This is a genomic window from Rhizobium lentis (genome assembly GCF_014200175.1).
Taxonomy (GTDB): Bacteria; Pseudomonadota; Alphaproteobacteria; order Rhizobiales; family Rhizobiaceae; genus Rhizobium; species Rhizobium mulingense.
In genome coordinates, this window is sequence record NZ_JACHBD010000011.1 from 285,142 (window position 1) to 305,584 (window position 20,443).

The window sequence follows — 20,443 nt, forward strand, 5'->3', positions numbered from 1 at the left end:
TTTTTCTTATGCGGTGAGAGATGGCGCGCCGGTCAGGAGACCGAGGCGCTGGCAAACATGTCTTCGACTTGCCTGTGGGCGGCGCGGACATCGACCTTGAGATTGCCGAGGCGGGCCTTGCCGGCGGCGATGCGCTTAAGCGCGGCATCCGTCAGCGGCCGCGCGGCTCTGGCAGCGGCTTCGGTTTCCCTGACGTCGCCATGGCTGTGCAGTGCAATGTCAAAGCCGGCATCGAGCACTTGGCTCACGCGCTCCGGCAGCGTGCCCGAGAGCGATTCCATGAAGATGCAATCGGAGATCAGCATGCCGTCATAGCCAAGGTCGTTACGGATGACGTCGTGCATGATTGGCGAGACGGAGGCCGGCAATTCCCCATCGTAGGCGGAGTAGACGACATGGGCGACCATCGCCCAAGGCGTGTCCTTCAGGGCGACGAAGGGCTTGAAATCGGTGGCGATGAGCGTCTCGCGGCTGGCGTCGACGACCGGACGCTCCTTGTGCGAGTCGAGCGTCGCGCGGCCATGGCCGGGAATGTGCTTCATCACAGGCATGTTGCCGGTCTCGAGCAGGCCGTCGACCACCTCGCGGCCGAGGGCGGCGATGACATCGGGATCCGGGCCGAAGGAGCGGGCGCCGATCACCGCGCTCGTCGTCTCGAAGACGAGGTCGAGAACGGGCGAGCAGCCGCTGGAAAGGCCAAGTTCCGTCATCATCGCCCCCATGGCCTGGGAGGAAAGGCGCAGGGCTCGTTTGCCGAGCTCGAAATCGCGGCGCGCCAGTTCGGCAAACTGGCCGAAGCTGCGGAAGAGCGGCCAGGGGCCGGCATCGAGATGCTGGACGCGGCCGCCCTCCTGGTCGGTGAAGACGGGGGCGTCGTCTCGGCCTACGGCTTCGCGAAAGCGTTCGATCAGCCGCTTGGTCTGCGCCGGCTCGCGCTGATTGCGCCGGCCGACGAAGAGGCCGAGCGGATTGGTCTCGCGAAAGAGCGCAAATCCATCATCCGAAAGAACCGGATTAGGAAGGCCGACAAAAAGGGCGAGCGGGGTCGAGGACAAGTCTAGTACTCCGGTATCAGATGGTCATTGCGGCATGCTTCTCAGCATGCCTTCGTAGATGCCCTTGTCGGGGGCCGGGATGGTGATGGCGCCTGCGGTGCTGGCGTAAAAATCGATGGGACCGGCATCGCCGATGAAGGCATAGGCATGGCCTGTTGTTTTCATCGTCTGAAGGCAGGCGGAAAACAGGGCGAGCCCGATGCCCTTGCCGCGCGCTTGCGGGTCAACGCCGGTCGGGCCGAAGAAGCCGCGCGCCGTCGTGTCGTAGCAGGCAAAGCCGAGCAGTTCTCGACCTTCGACGGCGATCAGGCAAGCGACGGGCTGGCGGAAGAAGGCGACCGAGACCTCGCTTGCCCAGTTCTCGCTGAACCGTTCTCGAACCCAGTTGACGACGAGATGCAGTTCCGGGGGGAGTGCCGGGCGAATGGCGGCGCCGACGTTCTCGGCTCTCTGTTTCAGCTCGGCAAGCTTTGCGGAATACAGGCTCACAAGCAGGTCTGGCACCCGACATTCCTCCTGTAATTCCGTAGTTACGGAATATATATCCCTCTTATGTCATAGACTTGGCCATCTCGCCGGGCTTGTCAACAGGGTTTTTCAACTGGCGCCGGTGATGCAGCCGCTTTGGACTGCGCGCTCAATGCAAGTGGCTGGCACAGGCGAAAACGGCCCGGGGAGACCCGGGCCGTTCGATGGGAGTTGTTCGTCGATCCGAGCGCTTATGCACCGTCTTTCCAGAGTGCATGAAAATGCTGCACCGGACCGTGGCCGGAGCCGACGGTAAGGCTTCCTGATGCTGCGACGGCGCCGGCGAGATAGTCCTTGGCAACAGCCACCGCCTCCCGCGCCGAAGCGCCCTTGGCAAGCTCGGCCGCCAGCGCGCTCGACAGCGTGCAGCCGGTGCCATGGGTATTCTTTGTCGGCACCCGCTGAGCTTCGAACCAGTGCAGGCCATCGGCGACGGCCAGCACGTCGGGGCTGTCGTCGCTATCGAGATGGCCGCCCTTCACCAGTACCGCGGCCGGGCCGAGCGCGCGCAGCTGTTCGGCCTGCGCCGCCATCTCAGACCGGTTCCTCGCGACCGGTTGGTGCAGCAGCGCGGCGGCCTCCGGCAGGTTCGGCGTCAGCAGCGTGGCAAGCGGCAGCAGCCGCAGGGTCAGCACGTCAACCGCTCCGGGTACGAGCAGGGCGGCCCCGCCCTTGGCGATCATGACGGGATCGAGGACGACAGGAATGCTGCGCCCGTTGGCGGTTGCTGCGGTCAGAGCTCTAGCAAGTGCGGCGGCGACGGCCTCGGCGATGGCGGCATTGGCAATCATGCCGATCTTGACGGCATCAACGCGCACATCGGCAAAGACGGCATCGATCTGGTCGGCGACGAATGGCGGCGGCACCAGATGCACGCCGGTGACGCCTTGGGTGTTCTGCGCCGTCAGCGCGGTCAGCACCGCCATGCCGTAGACGCCGCGGGCGGAAAAGGCCTTGAGATCGGCCTGGATGCCGGCGCCGCCTGAGGGATCGGAGCCGGCGATGGAGAGGACGTTACGGATCATGTGTGAACCTTTCGGATTTCTGCAGCGATGCGGCGTGTAGCTGCCGCAGGATCCGGCGTGCCGCAGACGGCTGAGACGACGGCAAGCCCCTTGGCGCCGGCGGCAAAGACTTCGGCCACATGATCCGCCTTCAGCCCGCCGATGGCGACGGACGGCACCGGCGAGAGCTGCACCAGTCTGGCGAGACCATCAAAGCCGATCGGCTGCTTGTGGTCGGCCTTGGTCGGCGTCGCAAACACCGGGCCGACGCCCGTATAATCGACGAGACCCGGATCGACGGCGGCGGCGAGCGCCTCGGTTTCGACCGAGAGGCCGAGGATCATGTCGGGACCGATCATCTCCCGCGCGGCGCGCGCGTTCAGGTCCTCCTGGCCGATATGCAACCCGTCGGCGCCGATGGCGATCGCCGCCTCGACGTCGTCGTTGACGATGAGGCGGGCGCCGGTGCCATCGAGCGCCCGCTTCAAGGCGCGGCCGGTCTCGATCATCTCCGGCGTGCCGGCCCGTTTGTCGCGCAGCTGCACGATCGTCGCGCCGCCGGCAACGGCAAGCCGGGCAGTCTCGACCATGCCGATAGGGGCGCAGAGATCCGGATCGAGGACGAGATAGAGCGAAAGGTCGAGAGCCTTCATGCGATCGATACCCTGGCCCTCGCATCCAGCGCTTCGCCGTCGAGCGCCGCCAGCGCATCGAGGAAGCGCCAGGCAAAGGAGCCGGGACCGGCCGCGCCGAGCGCGGCATCTTCGCCGGCGACGGCAAAGATCGCAAGCGCAGCGACCGTCGCCCCGAACAGATCCTCGGGCGCTGTGGCGGCGAAGGCGCCAACGAGGCAGGTGAGCGAGCAGCCGAGCGCGGTGACCTGCGGCATCAGCACCGATCCGCCCTTGATGCGCACCGCCCTGGCACCGTCGGTCACGAAATCGACGGCTCCGGTGACGGCGACGATGGCCTGCTGCCGCTCCGCGAGCCGGCGGGCCGAATCCTCCGCCTGCTCGACCGGATCGCGACTGTCGACGCCCTGGCCGCGGCTCTCCCCGCCGGCCAGCGCGATGATCTCGGAAGCATTGCCGCGGATGATCGTGGGCTTCAGCGCCAGCAGATCGGCAACCGCTTGGCGGCGAAAGGCGGTCGCATAATGCGCCACCGGATCGAGCACCCAGGGTTTGCCGGCTGAGGCCGCGGCCTTCGCCGCCGCCCGCATGCCGTCGAGCCATTGCGTCGACAGCGTGCCGATATTGACGGTCAGCGCGCTCGCGATGCCGGCGAATTCGCCGGCTTCCTCAGCCGCGTGCACCATGGCGGGCGAAGCGCCGGATGCAAGCAGGACATTGGCGGCGATGTTCATGGCGACGTAATTGGTGATGCAGTGGACGAGCGGCGGCTTTTCGCGCATCGCCTCCAGCATGGCTCCCGAGGTGGTCTTGCTCTTCATGGCGCCCCTTTCAGGCGGGGCAGGCGCGGGGCGGCGTCTACGGCGATGCCCCGAGCGACTCCCTCCGCCGGCATTATCCGGTTCAGGTTCGAAGGGTTCTTCTCAGCCCGTCTATCGACGAACGCCCCTGTCTCTCATCGCGCTCTTTTTCGCAGAGAAGAACGCGGCTGTCATCCCGAAAATGACATTCCGCGATCGAGGGCGGCTGCGCCAGGGCGGATGATCAGCGAATCTTGCCAGCCGGAGAGCCCAACGATTCGGGTTGCGACCGCAGCGTTGCGCGAAGGCATCCTCGGCCCGCCCTGCCTTTGCCTCGCTTTTTGGTCAGTAATAACAGCGGCGACCATGAGTGCAATTCAGGTGAAATACACTTTGATATTTAATGGTGCGCAATAGCCTCCCGCTTTGCCGCAGTTTGGTGTTTGTTTGTAGAAGGGTGTGTTCAGGCAATCTTCTGTGAAGAGAATATGCTCTTCAGCTCGCAGCTTCCCTTAATTTGAGATTGTATTTGTTTATTCATCCTTCGCGTTTGTTCCTACGGTTTTTCAATGCAGACGAGCAGATGGACAGCTCCGCGTAAGTTGCGTGTTGTCTTATGGCTTTTGTCATTTCCGTACCGTCAAGTCTCGGATTTCCCGGTTAATGTCCGTCAGGAGAGCCAGGTGATTAAAGGGATTTATCTGCTGGAAACGCGATGCAAATATCTAACTGAAACTTTACCGTTCTGACACGTTCAGGTTGACGGTGCGATCGATTGTAGCGATATGGCCTTGAACATAAATAAAATCCTCCTGAAGTTGCAGTTTTAATGGGCCAGATTTTGACAAACCGCATGACGGGATGCCTTCGGACCGTCGCTTCCCTCCTGATAGTCCTCGGCTCTTCCGTCCCGTCCCTTTCACAAGCTCCCGATGCGATGGTTCAAGGCCAGGCACCGGCCATCAAATCGCAGAAATTCGACGACTGGTACTATCGCTGCACGGGCTCCGGCGACGCGGCAGCCTGCGAAGTCGCGCAAGTGGCGCAAGTCGCCAAGGACGGCAAGAACGTCAATGTCCTGACGCTGGCGATCGCCACCGCGCCGGCCGCTCCTCAAGGCAAGAGCAAGGGCAAGCCGCAGCTGGTGCTGACCGCCCTTCTGCCGCTCAATGTCTTCCTGCCCGCCGGCCTGGCGATCAAGGCGGACGGCAAGCCCGTCGCCAAACTCGATTATCGCAATTGCAACGAGGCCGGATGCTGGGCGCAGCAGGCCTTGGATGCGAAGGTGGCCGCAGCGCTCAAGAAGGGTTCGGCCGCCGAAGGGCTGGTGCGGCTGATGAACGGCCAGGACGTCAATATCCGCTTCTCGCTCAAAGGGCTGAGCCCGGCCCTCGATGAACTCCAATCCACTGCCGCGAAGTAGCCGAATTTCACCCATGACCACAGAAATTCGATACTGCCTGCTCGCCGGTGCCGTCCTCGTGACGGTGGTCGCACCTGCTTATGCGCAATCGCCAGCCGATGATTTCAACCGCCGGCAGGAGCAGCAGTCGCAGACGCAGCGGCTGGACGCCCTGCGGCGCGCGACACCGGGCGGCGGCGCGGACGCGGAAGACCGGACTTTGCCCGCCAGCCAGGGGACCGGCGCCTGTTTCGACATCACCCACGTCGAAATCGACGGGGCGAACCGGCTCTCGGCGGCAGAGATCGGCAAGGTGACGGCGCCTTACGGCAACCGCTGCGTCGGGCTCGCCGAGATCAATGCGGTGCTCAGGGATGTCACCCATCTCTATATCGACCACGGCTATGTGACCTCGCGGGCCTATGTGCCTCAGCAGGATATCCGCAAGACCAGGATACTGCGCCTGCTCGTCGTCGAAGGAACGCTGTCCGACATCTATCTCAACGGCAAGAAAGCGGTCGGCAACGGGTCGCTTGCGAGCGCCTTTCCCGGCCTGATCGGCCGGGTCGTCAATATCCGCGACATCGAGCAGGGGCTCGACCAGATAAACCGGCTGCAGGCCAACGACGCCAAGTCGGCCATGCTGCCCGGCCCCAAGGACGGAACCTCCGTCCTCAACATCGAAAACCGTCCGGGCCGGCCATGGCATGTCTCGCTCGGCAACAACAATATGGGGCAGGAGAGCACCGGCTTTTCCCGCAGCTCGGCATCGCTCGGCTACGACGATCTGCTCGGCATCAACGACCTGTGGAATTTCTCATACGAGCACAGCGGTCCGGACTATCCTTGGGAGAATGACGGAAACGGCTATGGCAACAGCTATTCCGGCAGCGTCAGCGTCCCTTACGGTTATTCCACCGTTTCGCTGAACGGCTCCTGGTACCAATATGAAAGCGCCGTCGAAGGAAACTTCAGCACGCTCGAGACCTCCGGCAATTCGGGGCAGGCCGGCATCGGCATCGATCGCGTCGTCATGCGCGACAAGGATTCGATCACGACGGTCCGCAGCAGCCTCACCTACAAGCAGACGAACAACTTCCTGCTCGGCAACCTGATCGAGGTCGGCAGCCGCCGCTATACGGTCGGCGAGATCGGCATTTCCCATTCCCGGCGGATGTTCGGCGGTATCTGGGTCTTTGATGCCAGCTACGACAGGGGGCTCGGTCTTTTCGATGCCGTCAAGGCAGGAGAGCCCGGCGCGGGAGATGCCGATCCGCGATTTTCGAAATTCAACGCCACCATCACCGTCACGCAGCCCTTCCAGGCCATCGGCCGCCAGTTCGAGCTGACGTCGCTCGTCAGCGGCCAATATTCCCCGGATAATCTTCTCGGCGCCGAGCAGATGTCCCTCGGCAGCTACAGCAATGTCCGCGGCACCCGCGAAAGCGTGCTCTTCGGCAATAACGGCGTGTCCAGCCACAACGAGATCGTCTGGAGAACGAAATCCAACGAAAGCGGCGGCGCCGCCGCCAAGGCCTTCGGCGAACTGCGCCCCTATCTCGGCTTCGACTACGGCCACGTCTACACGCAAAAGCGATTCGACATGACAGGCGGCGATCTTGCCGGCTGGACGGCCGGTATCCGCGCCGTCGGCGGCACGATCAGCGCCGACCTCGGCTATTCCGACATCCTTGCCAGCAGCGTCGACGATGTCGACGGCGGGCTCTTTTATTTCAGCGCATCCACGCATTGGTAACGAAAGCAAGACAATGACCACCCACGACACTTCGACGATCAAGCGCGGCAAAAGCCTTTCGCGGCCGACGGCGCTGATCCTTTCCCTTTCCATCGCTCTTGCCGGCTGCGCCGGACGCGAGGCCCGTCCGGTCGCTTCGACCAATCCGACCGACAGCGCCTTCGACTGCGCCGGCATTACCCGCGAATTCGAGGCCAACGAACGGCAGATCACCTCGACGGTGAAGGAGCGCACCGATGCGCAGGGCAAGAACATCGTGCTTGGGGCGACCGGTGTGCTTCTGTTTCTGCCGGCGCTGTTTTTCATGGACCCGAAATCGCCTGAGAAGGTCGAGATCGATGCCCTGCGCAACAGGAACAATGTCCTGACCAGCATCGCCAAATCGAAGGGGTGCCCGGCGCCGAAGTCCCAGCTGACCGAGCTCTACAAGCATCTCGACAGTAAGCCAAAGCCTGCCTCGTCGTCGGACAACCGGGACTGAGTTCAGTAGGCCCTTGAATCTTATCCATGAATTCGGAGTTCCGTATGCGTATCGTGCGTTTTCTAACCCTTCTCTTGCTGGCGGCGACACTGGCGTCCTGTGTCACCACCAGGACAGATCCTCGGCTGATTGCGGCCCTGCAACGCACGTCTGTGCGCGAGATCCGGATCGAGTTGGCTCCCGACGTCAAGACATTCGGATTCGGCGACAAGCCGGACCAGCAGGTCCAGGAGGCGGTTCGCACCCTCCAGGCCACGATGGCGAAGGAACTGATCGGTGTGCCCGGCGGCCCTGACAGGGGCAGGTTGGTCGTGACGCTGCATGTGTTCGACGTCACCACAAAGCAGGCCCGCATTATCGGTGGTCACGACAGCATGATCGACGGAACCGTTCGGCTGGAGGATGCCAAGACCGGTCAACTGATCGCTCAAGCGCAAAACATCCATGGCGAAGACCTCTCCATGCGCGGAAGCGGTTACGGCGTAATCATCGCGGTCGCGGTCAATGCGGCGACAACGTCCGGCGCGCCTGATGTCATGGCACAGCGCCTGTCCAAGTCCTTCACCCGCAATGTGAAGACCTGGCTCACCCAGAAATAACGAGACGAGGCGAGGCGCTGCCGGCAAGGCAGCGCCAGGCCGTGATTGATGTCGAGACAAAAACCAGTTGTGCGTTTGGAAAGACGAAACGATGCGTGAAAAAACCGGTCTTGGTTCGAATGGCAAGGGTCTTGGCTGCCGGCTCGGCAGGCTTGCCCATCGCTCGCTTGCGCTCGTGCTCAGCGCGCTGCTGGTCTTTCAGCCGATGCTGGCCAATGCCCAGTCGGTCTCGGCAAGCACTACGGCGCCCGCCGCCAATCAGCCGGGCGTCGGCACGGCCCCGAACGGCGTGCCGCTCATCGACATCGTCACCCCGAACAGCCAGGGTCTGTCGCACAACAAATACGACAATTTCAATGTCGGCACCCCGGGCCTCATCCTCAACAATTTCAAGGGCGAGATCGGCAATTCCAATCTCGGCGGCGTCACGCCGGGCAATCCCAATCTAAACACATCAGGGCCGGCATCGGTCATCCTCAACGAGGTCACCAGCGGCAACCGCTCGGCCTTGAACGGACCGACCGAGGTGTTCGGCGGGCGGGCCGATGTGATCATCGCCAACCCGAACGGCATCACCTGCGACGGCTGCGGCTTCATCAACACGCCGCATGCGACGCTGACGACGGGCGTTCCCGATGTCGGCGCGGATGGTGCGCTGAAGGGCTTCACCGTCAACGGCGGCGATGTCAGCTTCGGCCCCAAGGGCGCCAACCTTGCCGCCGGCGCCGGCAGCGTCGACCTTTTCGATGTAGTCTCCCGTGCAGTCACCATCAACGGCCCTATTTACGGCAACGATATTCGGATGACCGCCGGGCGCAACAAATTCGACTACGCGACCGGCAATGCGACGGCGCTGTCCGCAGCGTCGGGGACGCCGCAATACGCCATCGACGGTTCGGCGCTCGGCGCGATGCAGGCCGGGCGCATCAAGATGGTCGTCACCGAACACGGAGCCGGCGTGCGCATGAGCGGCAATCTTGCCGCCAACGTCAACGAGCTCTCGCTGTCGGCCGACGGCAAGATCTCACTCGGAAACGTCTCCGGTGAGCAGGGCGTTTCGATCTCCTCAAAGGCCAAGGTAACGGCCTCGAAGGTCACGTCGAAAGCAAAGGTCGACGTTCAGGCGGAGCAGGGCATCACCCTCGATACGGTCGCCGCCGATGGCGATATCGCGCTGTCGAGCGGCAGCGGCCTGCTGAGTGTCGGCGGCGAGGTCAATAGCGCCGCCAACGTCGAGATGTCGTCGGCGGCCGGCATTGCCGCCGGCAGCGTCGTCGCCGGCAATGCGCTCACCTTGTCCGCGACTGCGGGCAACATCCAGGTTTCAGGTGCGGTCAAGAGCGTTGATGCGCTTGCGATCACCGCGACCTCGGGCTCGATCTCCGCCGCCTCGCTCGTCAGCAGCAGCGGCGTCACGCTGTCCGCCGGCGCCGATATCGCCATTTCGGGCGATATGCTGGCGCAGGGCGATGTCACGGCTTCGGGCGGTTCGATCTCGGCCGGAACGATCGTCTCCGGCCTCGATATCGCGGCAACGAATGCGGCAAACGGCGGTACGGTGCTGACCGGGGCCGGCGACATCCAGCTTGCCGCCGGTAGCGGCGCGATCGCTGTCGACGCTTTGCTGTCGGCCGGTAACACATCGGTCACCTCAGGGGCGCTGACGGCCGGGAGCCTCATCGCGCACGGCGCCGTGACGGTCAGCGCTGCCACCAATGTCAGCGGCCAGATCCTCAGCGCCGGCAATATCGACCTCACCGGTTCGGCCATCACCGCCGGCGCGATCATCGCCGGCATCGACTTTACGGGAACCGATGCGGCCGGCGGCAATATCGTGCTGACGCAGGGCGGCGATCTCATCCTTGCCTCCAGCGGCGACATCGATGCCGGTACGCTACTTGCGGCAGGCAATATCTCGGCCTCTGCCGTCAATATCGGCGCCGACGCCGTCAGCGGTCATGGCGCGATCACGCTGTCCGGCAACACTGAAGTGACGGGCAAGCTCCTTGGCGCCGGCAACATATCGATCACTGGCAATGCCATTTCGGCTGGTACGGTCGCCGCTGGCGTGGACTTTGCCGCCACCGCTGCGGGCGGTGTCCTCGCCGTCGGCTCGGTGGGCGACCTGACGCTCGACGCCGGAAGCGGCGGAACCGTCGATATCAACGCGCTGCTTGCCGCCGGCGCCTTCCTCGTCGATGCCGGCCGCTTCCAGGCCGACAACGTCAGCGGTCATAGCGCCGTGACCGTCACTGCCGATACCACAATCAGCGGCCAGCTGCTCGGCGCAGGTGACGTCACGGTCACGGGTCCCGCCATAAAGGCTGGGGCCATTGTCTCCGGCGTCGATTTCGCCGCCACCGCCCAGGCGGCCAATGGCGAAGTCGTTCTCGGCCAGAGCGGCGATCTCAGGCTTAAGGCCACAACAGGCGATATCGACGCGGGCAATCTTCTCGCTGCCGGCAATGTCGACGCCGACGCGGCGGGCGATGTCAGCGCCAACGTCATTACCCATCAGGATATGACGATCAGCGCCGGCGACGCGATCGATCTTGCCGGCCAATCGCTTGCCGCCGGAGACGCCAACCTTTCGGCGCAAACCATCACCGTCGATACGCTCGTTTCCGGCCTCGACTTCGCCGGCACCGCACAATCGGTTAACGGCACGCTGGTGCTGCAGCAGTCGGGCGGCATGACCCTTGCCGCAACAAACGGCTCGGTCACCGCCGGCAACGCGCTACTGAGCAGCGGCGCGCTCTCGGCCAGTGCAAGCCAGAACATCGCCTATAACAGACTTCAGAGCCTCGGCAGCGCGGCCCTCACGGCCTCCGGGGGCCAAATCAGCTACGGCAATCCCACGCGTACTGCCGGCAATCTGACGCTGACCACCACCAACATCGACCTCTCCAATGGCGCCGCCGGCAACATCGCCGCCGGCGGTACGCTGACGCTGAACGCCGCCAGCGCCAACCTCGCCAACAGCAGCCTGACCCTCGGCGGTCTCGCCCTCAATCTCTCCGGCACGGCTGATCTCAGCGGCGCCCGGGTCAACGCCGTTACCACTGCCGGCGGTTCGGGCGACATCGCCATCAACGCCAGCGGCCTCTCCACCTCGACCGGCACGGCGCTGCTCGCCGCCCACGACCTGACGCTGACGCTGCCGTCGCTGACCAATGCCGGACAATTGGCCGCCGGCCACGATCTGACGTTCAATGTTTCCGGCGATTTCACCAACAGCGCCACCGGCCTGACCTATGCCGGCAACGACGCCAGCCTGTTCGTCGGCGGGGTGCTCACTAACAATCAGGGCGCCATCATCTCAGGCAACGATCTCGAGATCGCCGGCGTGGCATCAGGCCAAAGAAGCGCTGAAGTCACCAATATTTCCGGTCTGATTCAGGCTGGAAACGACATGTCGATCCTGACGGCCAAACTGACCAACCGGCGGGCCGTCACACCGCAATGGACGACCGGGACGCTGGTCTCCTCGGGCGTCGTCAGCGGCTTTACGCTCAACCCCGTCGCCGCCGGTCTGCCTTTCGGTTATCTCGAGACCGCCGATCAAAACATGTACCAGCTCTATGCCGGGGTCGATCCGGGGCTGTGGCAGGATTATCAGCCGCTGCTCTGGTCGAAGGCGACGCTCGCCGACGGCACGACCTATCGCGCATGGACCTGGATATCGGCCGATGGACCCGAAAAGGTCGGGCCGATCATCGACTGGATCAGGGCCCGCGTGCCGCGGGATGCGAACGGCAATCCCGTTGTCGATCCCAACAATCCGTCGCGCTATTTCATCGTCGACGAGGTGAATTTCAGCGGCTCGGACGAAAGCACCACCTACACCTGGGATTGGTCGTCCCACCTCAGCCAGTCGGTCTATGAAGACCGGTTGGTCGGCACGCTCAGCCCGGAAGCGACGATCCGGGCGAGCCGCAATCTCACCATCGACGCCACGAATCTGACCAATTCCTACAGCTCGATCGAGGCCGGCGGCAGCGCGACGCTGCGAGGCTCGGCGCTGACCAATACCGGCGTCAGCCTTTTCCGCACGACGACGACGACCTGCCACGCCCAGGGCGCCTGCACCGCCTATAATGCCAACGGCACCGCCAATCCTTCGAAGAACATCGCCAACGGCTCGACCATCGTCAGCTCGGTCCAGGCGATCGGCGGCGTCTCGGCCAACATCAAGGCCGACGGCGCGCTCTCCGTCGATTTCGGCAGCGTCAGCAACACATCGGCGGCCGGCTCGATGGCCGGTGGCGCCAGCGTCGCGGCATCCAGCAATCCCGGCGATCCGCTCTCGGCGCTCTCCGGCCTGACGGCCGGCGGCGCGCTGTTCAACGTCAATTCGTCGCTCGGCGGCGTCACCGCCAATGGCGGCAGCCTGCTTGCCGGGCTCGGCAATATCGCCGACCGCATTCGCGTCGATAGAGCGGCCCTCGAGGCCGCCGCCAAACCAGAATCAGGCGGCGTCGACGGGAAGATACCCCACCAGATATTCCTGTTCGAAACTCGCGAAGACTTCCTCGATGTCAGCAAGTTCTACGGCTCCGGCTATTTCATGAAGAAAATCGGCTACGTGCCGGAGACGACAGTTCCGTTTCTGGGCGACGCCTATTTCGAGAACCAGCTGATCGATACGCAACTGCGGAAGCTCGTCGGCGAAGGGCTCGGCAGAAGTACCTTCATCGCCGGCGACAGCGCCATCAAGCAGATGAAGACGCTGCTCGACAATGGCGTCAAATATGCCCAGGATAACGCCCTGGCCGTTGGCCAGGGCCTGACACCTGAGCAGGCGGCAGCCCTCAAAGAGTCGATTGTTCTCTACCAGTGGCAGACCATCGACGGCGTGCAGGTGCTTGCGCCCGTTGTCTACGTCGCCACCGCCGACCGGCAGAAGCTAACCGGCGCCGGCGCGGCCATGGCGGGCGGCTCGGTCAACATGACGGTCGGCAATCTCGACAATTCCGGCCTGATCGCTTCCGCCGGCGGGCTTACCATCACCGGCAAGACCATACAGGGCAGCGGAACGTTCCTGTCGCGCGGCGACACGGTGCTCAACGCCACCAACGGCATCACGCTGGCGGCCCAGACCATGACGCTCGGCGGCCAGAACATGGTCAACACCAATGCCGGTGTGACCGCATCGGGCAACGTGCAGCTTGCCGGCGGCAGCGGCGATCTGGCGCTGAAGGGCGTCAAGGTGAACGCCGGCGGTTCCGCCCAGCTCTCCGGCAATAATGTCACGCTCGCAGCGGCCAAGGTCGACAACGGTGGTCAGCAAAATGCCACCGGCACCCAGGTCGCCAGCGGCGGGGCCCTGACGATCAAGGCAACCGATAATGTCAACGTTATCGGCAGTTCCGCCAAGGCGGGTACGACGCTTGACGTGACCGCCGACAACGGCTCGGTGGCCGTGGTCTCGACCGATGTCGCCCGCAACAACCAGTCCGGCTACACCAGAACCCTCTCCACCGACCAGCAGCAATCGCAGCTTTCATCAGGCACGAACGCGACGATCAAGGCCGGCGATGACATCCTGCTCTCCGGCTCCTCCGTCGAGGCCAAGGGCAATGTCGCGCTCGCCGCCGGTGACGATATCAACATCACCGCCGCCCAGGAGCAATCGGCATCCACCTTCGGCAAGAAGTCCGCCTCGTCGATCACCCATGTCGGCTCTGAGATATCGGCCGGCGGCGACCTCTCGGTGACGGCGGGCAACAGCACCGGCGACCACGACCTCAACATTGTCGGCAGCAAGCTAGCCGCCGACGGCAAGGTCGGCCTCAAGGCCGATGGCGACGTAACGATCGCCGAAGCCACCGACACCGCAACTCTCGACACCAAGCTCAGCGTCAAGGGCGGTTTCCTCGGCAAGAGCGAGAAGACGACCACGCATCTCGAAACGACGACCGCCGTCGGCTCCGCCATCACAGGCGCCGGCGGCGTCGATATCGAATCCGGCAAGGATACGGTCATCTCGGCCTCGAATGTGATAGCCGGCGACGAGGATCATGATGCCGATCTCAACATCAAGGCCGGTGGCAATCTCATCGTCACCTCGGGCAAGGATACCAGCGCCAAGGATGACAAGGGATCACGCAGTGGTTTCCTCTCCAAAGACTCGTCCAGCCACAAAAGCTACGACGAGACCACCGTTGGCTCGCAGTTAAGCGCCAGCGGCGACATTAATCTGGACGCCGGCAAGGCGGCAGTCATCGCCGGTTCGAAGGCGGATGCAGATGGGTCGATCAACGTGACTGCCGATAGTGTCTCCATCATCGGGGCGCAGGAGACGCACGAACTCGAGGAGCAGCGCAAGAAATCCGGCATCGGCGTCGGCTCAGGCGGCGGCTTCATTTCGATCTACGGCAGCCAGCAGAACAAGGGCGCCCAGGCCTCGACCCTCAATGTCGGCTCAGCGCTTTCCGCTGGGGAGGACGTCAACCTCACGGCGAAGGCAACCGATCTCAACATCATGGGCTCCTCCGTCGATGCCGAGCGGGACATCAACTTGTCGGCGGCGCGCGACGTCAACGTGACGCCCGGCGCGGAAAGCTTCTCGCAATCCGAAGAGGAGAAGAAGTCCGGCTTTGGCCTGTCCTTCTCCGCCGGCAACGGCGGCATTTCCCTCGGCATCGGCGCACAGACGAGCAAGGACAGCTCGGCGCAACAGTCCGACACCAATGCGGCGTCGATGCTGTCGGCCGGCCGTGACCTCAACATTTCTGCGGGCAACAACGTCAACCTGCAGGCCGCACACGCCTCGGCCGAGCGTGACGTCAATCTGTTTGCGAAAAATGACATCAATCTGCTGTCGGCCAACGACGTCACCAATTATCAGGAGGTACACGAGAAGACCTTCGCCGGTGTGACGCTCAGCGTCTCCAGTCAGGTGAGCCAAGCCGCCAGCAGCATCATGAATTCGGCCGAGCGTCTGACCGGCGATAGCCGCGTCAACGCGATCACCAACACCGCCATTGCCGGTCTAGGCTTCTACCAGGGCTACAAGGGCCTGAAGGAAGCCTATAAGCAACTGACCGATACCTCTCCCACGGCAGAAGGCCTCAAGTTCTCCGTCTCGCTATCGGCCGGCGTCAACCACCAGGAAAGCAGCTCCTCATCATCGTCCTCGACGCCTGTCGTCACCGAAATCCGCGCTGGCCGCTCGATCACCCTGAAGGCCGAGAACGGTTCCATTACCAGCGACGGCGCGCAGATCGCTGCCGGCTACGACAGGTTCGGTCTGCCGACTATCTCCGATGATCCTCTGGCCGGCGACATCTTCCTGTCGGCAGACAAGGGCAATATCAACCTCAATGCGGCGACCGGTACCTCGGATACATCGAGCAAGAACTCCTCTTATAGCGTCGGCGTCGGTGTCAAGTGGGAGTGCGGTACGAAATCGAACTGCGTGCCCGGGGTCAGCGTCAGCGGTTCCTACGGCAAGGGCAATGACGGCACGACGGGGCTGACGAATTACAACACCGATATCAGCGGCACCGGCGACGTCACCATTCTCACCAACGAACTCACTCTGAGAGGCGCCACCGTCACCGGAAACTCGGTGACCGCCGCGGTTCGGAGCCTGACGGTCGAAAGCCTTGTGGACACTGCAACTGCCGAGGCTCGCCAACTCAACCTCTCCGGCTCGATCGGCACGGACGGCTTCAGCGCCTCCGGCTCCACTCAAAAGGCGACGGGCGATGTCGCCATCGTCTCCGAGCAGTCCGGCATCCATGCCGGAACCGGCGGCCTAGATCTGACCGTCGACAGGAAGACGACGCTCGTGGGCGCGCTACTGACCAGCGAGGCTCCGGCCAATCTGAACCACTTCGAAACCGGCACGCTCGATGTTGCCGATGTCGATACCCACTCGCGCTGGAAGGCCGACACCTATGGCGCCTCGATCGGTTCCGGCGGCTTGAGTTACGCACAGGTCAAGGATGGGGAGAGCGCAACCGGAAGAGCCTATTCGGCTATCGGCGGCAATATCGGCATCACCATCACCGATCCTGAACACCAGACGCAGGACATCGGCACGATCCGCCGCGACACTGACAACACCAATACGTCGCTGCCCGGTCTGCCGGATCTGCAGAACATCCTGCGCGACCAATACAAGACGCAGGCCGATCTGCAGGAAGCACAGAAGACGATGGCTGGGCTCGTCGGTGACATTGCCAATGAGCTCTACAAACAAGCTGCTCTGAACCAAGACCAGGCCGGAATGGACTACTGGAAGGAAGGTGGAGTCGGCCGCGCGGCACTCCATGGGGTCGGTGGTGGTATCCTTGGTGGCGTCAACGGTTGGGAGGGAGCGATCAAGGCTGCTCTTGGCGGCGCTGTTACGACCTTGATGGCGCCGGCCATCGCCGAACTCGTCAAGGGTATGCTCAAGGGCACAAAATATGAGGGAACACCGGAAGGCGACGCACTCGCCAAGTTGATCGGAGCAAGTCTGACGGCTGGTATCGGCGGAATCATTGGCGGCGGTGAAGGGGCTGGCTATGCGGCGGCGAACTACCAAAACAATTATCTCAAACACAAAGAGCTGCAGGAACTCTACGAGAAATTCGCCGCATGCGAAAAAGTGGCTAATCCAATTTCATGTCGCCAGAGTGCCTGGAACACGGCGATTGTCCAATCGCGAGCAAACCTCACCGCGCTCAAATTGTGCGGCAGTAATCTGAGCTGTGTTAGTGAAAAACTGCAGGAAATTAAAGACGGTGACCAGTTGCGCGTCCTTATCGGGAATACCGATTGGACGCTGGATCCGAACGCATCGCCTATGGCAATCGCAAACACGCTCTACGGATGGCAAAGCGACGTAGAAGGCGAGACTTGGCAATATCTTGCTCAGGTGACTGCGGGCACCCCTCTCTTTGGCGAGTTCGAGGGCTTGCTTGCCCGTTCCATTACGACGACCCTGGGCGCCTGCGATTTCCTGTGCATGGATGATATCCGGACCGCCGAAGGCTTGGCTGGCGTCAGACCAAAGGTAAAAACTGACTTCGATCCTTCTGATCCAGCACTAAGCGTCAAAGGCGATCAGCTCCTTGAAACCGCTCCCGTTACGGCTGATGGCAGAACGACCCGTGAGAAAGCGGACAGTTATGAAGAAAATGTGCGAGAGGAATACGATAACGCCACAGCTGAGGAGCGTAGATACCAGACCGTGGTTGATGGAGAGGTAGTCAATGGTGTTGCAGATGACGTCACACGAATAGATGGAAAACTCACTGCAGTTGAAGCAAAATATGTCGCCGACTGGACGAAATCGATCAGAAACCCATTCGGCACGATCGGATCTTGGTCATGGTCGAAAACGGAGCAAGCGAAGGTGCTGGCGCAGGCAAAGAAATATTCTCAGGCATTCGCAGGTGGGGTAATTTACCATACCAACAGTGTCGAGTTTGCAAACTATTACTCGAAAGTGTTTCTCGCGAACGGAATAACAAACGTGAAATTTCTGCTAACCCCTGTCAAATGAAGGAAAGAACATGGCAAGCCAACTAGACAGATTGGAGAGAATACTAGGCGGGAAATTTGAGCGGCGTGACGCGCGTGTCATTCCTGGCACTCAGTCAGTCGATGGCGTCGAGTTTGCGTATTTCTCGGATGATGGAAAAAACCAGTTCGCCAAGCAGTTTAAAAGTCTCACGCGCGACGTTAAGCCTCGGGCAGCAACGCGTGGTGGTCTCAATGAAAGCGGATGCAGGATTACACCACCGGATGGGCCAACATTCCACGCGATTGAGTATCATGGGGACGTCGAAGGTTGGAGAAAAGACGTCAATGCCGGTGCCATAGGGCTTGGCCTACTGTTGGCCCGAATTGAAGATGGAAACTTCGTAATTTCAGACGGCCGCCGGTTTCCGCTGTCTGTGTGCCAAGTTGATTTCAAGTGAGCGACAAGCACGCCTCCTGCTGGAGTAGGGCAGAGCCATTTAAGATCTGAACAATCTTATACATTTGGAGGAAACTACATGGAATTTTCTTGGGTAATATGATGGTAGTCGAGAGATGGCGTCAGAATTTGCGTAATGATTTACGAGACGCATTGAACGGAAAACCATGACGCCAGCTATTTGTGTAGCATTTACAGCGGGAGCGGCTTTCAAGTTTAGGCAGCTTGAAGATGTATTGTCCGAACATTTGAAAGAAAATGACGGTGAAATCTTGCCTCATCTGTTGATGGCAGATATTTCCGGCTTGTTGAACGAGTTCCTGACGATAAGTGGGTAAGAAACTTCCTCGCTTATTTGGAGGATAATTTCGTGGGCCAAAGTGGATCATTGACGGAATTGATATCGGTTTCTTTATCGAGCATCTTTCACCTGATAGGTCTTTGTCCGATCCCATCGTCAAACGTCTCGGCAAGCAAATGAAGGAGGAACATCGACATATTTTCGGACTTGGATAGGCCCATAACGCCTTCCAAGCTATTCAAGACAATCTGGCTTTCTGAAGTGCTCCCCAATTTTGGGCCAGCGGGAGCTGGAATTTCCGGGATTATTGGCTCAGCTCGGCGGGGGTGCCGATGAGCCGTTCATAAGCGAAATCGGCACCTTGTTGCCGATGGCGCTATGTGGCCGTAACTCGTTATAGATCCTATGCAAGCTGGCCGCGGAGCTTGATACTTCACCTCCGCTTTTCCACGGAGGATGATAATGAGCGCTGATAATGTCAATGATTGCTATATCGCCCTTGAATTGAGCCAGAGAACGTGGCTGGTCGGGTACCTCTTGCCTGGCTCGGATAAGGTGCAGACGATTACGGTTGCCGGCGGCAACGCCGAGGCTCTCCTGTCCGCTCTTTTAAGAATTCAAAGCATGACACGAAATCGCTCTCCGTCAGGATTTGCGGCAGGGCCGCTGCGAGTATGTTTCGAAGCGGGCTATGATGGTTTTTGGCTTGCCCGCTTTCTCCTCAACAGCGGTATCGATACCACCGTTTTGGACCCGTCCAGCTTTTTGGTTTCCCGTCGAGGCCGACGTGTGAAGACAGATCGCATCGATGTTGAAGCGATGGTGTTTACCCTAAAGGCCTATCTGCTCGGAGATAGGTCGGTTTGCCGCCCGGTGCGGCTACCCAGCATCGATGAAGAGGACGCCAAACGCCTCTCCCGAGAACGTACCCAATTGAAGAAGGAGCGCACGCGCCACGTCAATCGCATTCGCGCCTTGTTGGTACTCCACGGTATTCGCTCGGTTCCCGGTCTTTGGGGAGGGCGCTGGAAGGAAGTGCTTTCGAATATCCGAACTGGCGACGGCAGGGAACTGGGCCGTTTCATCTTCCGTGAGCTGTGCCGCCAGTTCGAACGCCTAGACCTCGTGCATTCGCAACTCAAGGCTCTGGAGAAAGAACGCATTCAGGCTTGCGCATCCGAAGGAGAGATCGATAACGGCGCCAAGATCAGAGTTCTGAAGCAGCTCGATGGCATCGGCGAAACCGGCGCTGCACACTTGGTCGCCGAAGTGTTCCATCGAACATTTAAGAACCGAAAGCATCTGGCCTCTTACCTCGGACTGTCTCCCAGCCCGTATTCCAGTGGAGAGGTGCATCGAGATCAGGGCATCAGCAAAGCGGGCAACAAACAAGCACGCGTGATGCTGATCGAACTGGCTTGGTGTTGGCTCAAGTACCAACCACAAAGCCAGCTCACGCAATGGTATCGCTCCCGCTTCTCGGGGCATGGAGGTCGTTCTGGAAAGGTCGGAATAGTCGCTTTGGCCCGCAAACTTGCAATAGCATTCTGGCGGTTCATCGAAGACGGTGTGGTGCCCGAAGGGGCCACTCTATCTATCGCCGCCAAATAAGGGTTCAACCGCCGACGGGCAGTTGAGAGGAAGCGTGGCTACCGTGCGTAGAGATGGAAATCACACGCCGAGTTGTAGTTTGGTACCGCGTTTCGAAGCAGGCGTTTGGCCACCATGAATCGGGATTATGGTCGGAGGCAGCTGCCTCAGCCGGATACAAGTGGAGGCACCAACGGGTGCCGGATTGCCAGACGACTGCGAACAACCGATGGCAGGCAATCTTGGGAGGGATGACGATGGATTGACAAACGCCGCTTCATACAAATCTCTACGCCAATCCTCCATCTTCGCACGCGCGTCGTCAAGGCTCATGAACCAATGGGAGTTCAGGCACTCGGCGCGGAACTTGCCGTTAAAT

13 protein-coding genes, 1 pseudogene and 1 riboswitch are annotated in these 20,443 nt (G+C 61.4%); of the genes and pseudogenes, 8 read left to right on the forward strand and 6 right to left on the reverse strand.

What is annotated here, in order from left to right; all coding sequences use genetic code 11:
• Positions 1 to 32 precede the first annotated feature (32 nt).
• The 5 genes from GGI60_RS24795 to thiM all read right to left on the reverse strand — a co-directional run bounded on the left by GGI60_RS24795 (position 33) and on the right by thiM (position 4,040).
• Positions 33 to 1,055: a glycoside hydrolase family 3 protein gene (locus tag GGI60_RS24795; RefSeq protein WP_183918836.1), complete on the reverse strand. Its 1,023-nt coding sequence runs from the start codon at positions 1,053 to 1,055 to the stop codon at positions 33 to 35.
• Between the two features lie 24 nt (positions 1,056 to 1,079).
• Entirely contained in the window at positions 1,080 to 1,559 is a 480-nt protein-coding gene (locus tag GGI60_RS24800) for a GNAT family N-acetyltransferase (protein WP_183918835.1), read from the reverse strand.
• 215 nt (positions 1,560 to 1,774) lie between these two features.
• On the reverse strand, positions 1,775 to 2,608 hold the full coding sequence (gene thiD, locus GGI60_RS24805; protein ID WP_183918834.1) for a bifunctional hydroxymethylpyrimidine kinase/phosphomethylpyrimidine kinase: 834 nt from the start codon (positions 2,606 to 2,608) through the stop codon (positions 1,775 to 1,777).
• Positions 2,605 to 3,240, reverse strand: a complete 636-nt coding sequence (gene thiE / locus GGI60_RS24810; RefSeq protein ID WP_077989643.1) for a thiamine phosphate synthase — start codon at positions 3,238 to 3,240, stop codon at positions 2,605 to 2,607. Before thiE ends, thiD begins: the two co-directional genes overlap by 4 nt.
• On the reverse strand, positions 3,237 to 4,040 hold the full coding sequence (gene thiM / locus GGI60_RS24815; RefSeq protein WP_183918833.1) for a hydroxyethylthiazole kinase: 804 nt from the start codon (positions 4,038 to 4,040) through the stop codon (positions 3,237 to 3,239). Before thiM ends, thiE begins: the two co-directional genes overlap by 4 nt.
• A 42-nt stretch (positions 4,041 to 4,082) precedes the next feature.
• A riboswitch (TPP riboswitch) is annotated at positions 4,083 to 4,179 on the reverse strand.
• A 669-nt stretch (positions 4,180 to 4,848) separates the two neighbouring features.
• Here thiM and GGI60_RS24820 point away from each other — a divergent pair.
• From GGI60_RS24820 to GGI60_RS24855, 8 genes are all read left to right on the forward strand, one after another.
• Positions 4,849 to 5,442, forward strand: coding sequence for an invasion associated locus B family protein (locus GGI60_RS24820; protein ID WP_183918832.1), 594 nt, complete (start codon positions 4,849 to 4,851; stop codon positions 5,440 to 5,442).
• 13 nt (positions 5,443 to 5,455) lie between these two features.
• Entirely contained in the window at positions 5,456 to 7,177 is a 1,722-nt protein-coding gene (locus GGI60_RS24825) for a ShlB/FhaC/HecB family hemolysin secretion/activation protein (RefSeq protein ID WP_183918831.1), read from the forward strand.
• Positions 7,178 to 7,190: 13 nt separating this feature from the next.
• Positions 7,191 to 7,658: a hypothetical protein gene (locus GGI60_RS24830; RefSeq protein WP_097664060.1), complete on the forward strand. Its 468-nt coding sequence runs from the start codon at positions 7,191 to 7,193 to the stop codon at positions 7,656 to 7,658.
• 44 nt (positions 7,659 to 7,702) lie between these two features.
• Positions 7,703 to 8,257, forward strand: coding sequence for a hypothetical protein (locus GGI60_RS24835; RefSeq protein ID WP_183918830.1), 555 nt, complete (start codon positions 7,703 to 7,705; stop codon positions 8,255 to 8,257).
• A gap of 91 nt (positions 8,258 to 8,348) precedes the next feature.
• A complete protein-coding gene (locus GGI60_RS24840; protein WP_246720476.1) occupies positions 8,349 to 17,756 on the forward strand; it encodes a hemagglutinin repeat-containing protein in 9,408 nt (3,135 codons plus the stop codon).
• Between the two features lie 10 nt (positions 17,757 to 17,766).
• Positions 17,767 to 18,174: a hypothetical protein gene (locus tag GGI60_RS24845; protein ID WP_183918829.1), complete on the forward strand. Its 408-nt coding sequence runs from the start codon at positions 17,767 to 17,769 to the stop codon at positions 18,172 to 18,174.
• 166 nt (positions 18,175 to 18,340) lie between these two features.
• A complete protein-coding gene (locus GGI60_RS24850) occupies positions 18,341 to 18,511 on the forward strand; it encodes a hypothetical protein (protein ID WP_183918828.1) in 171 nt (56 codons plus the stop codon).
• A gap of 425 nt (positions 18,512 to 18,936) precedes the next feature.
• Positions 18,937 to 20,085, forward strand: coding sequence for an IS110 family transposase (locus GGI60_RS24855; protein ID WP_183918827.1), 1,149 nt, complete (start codon positions 18,937 to 18,939; stop codon positions 20,083 to 20,085).
• A 255-nt stretch (positions 20,086 to 20,340) separates the two neighbouring features.
• On the opposite strand, the pseudogene GGI60_RS32810 reads toward GGI60_RS24855, so the two are convergent.
• Positions 20,341 to 20,443 (reverse strand): annotated as a pseudogene (locus GGI60_RS32810) (integrase core domain-containing protein); the annotation flags it as partial.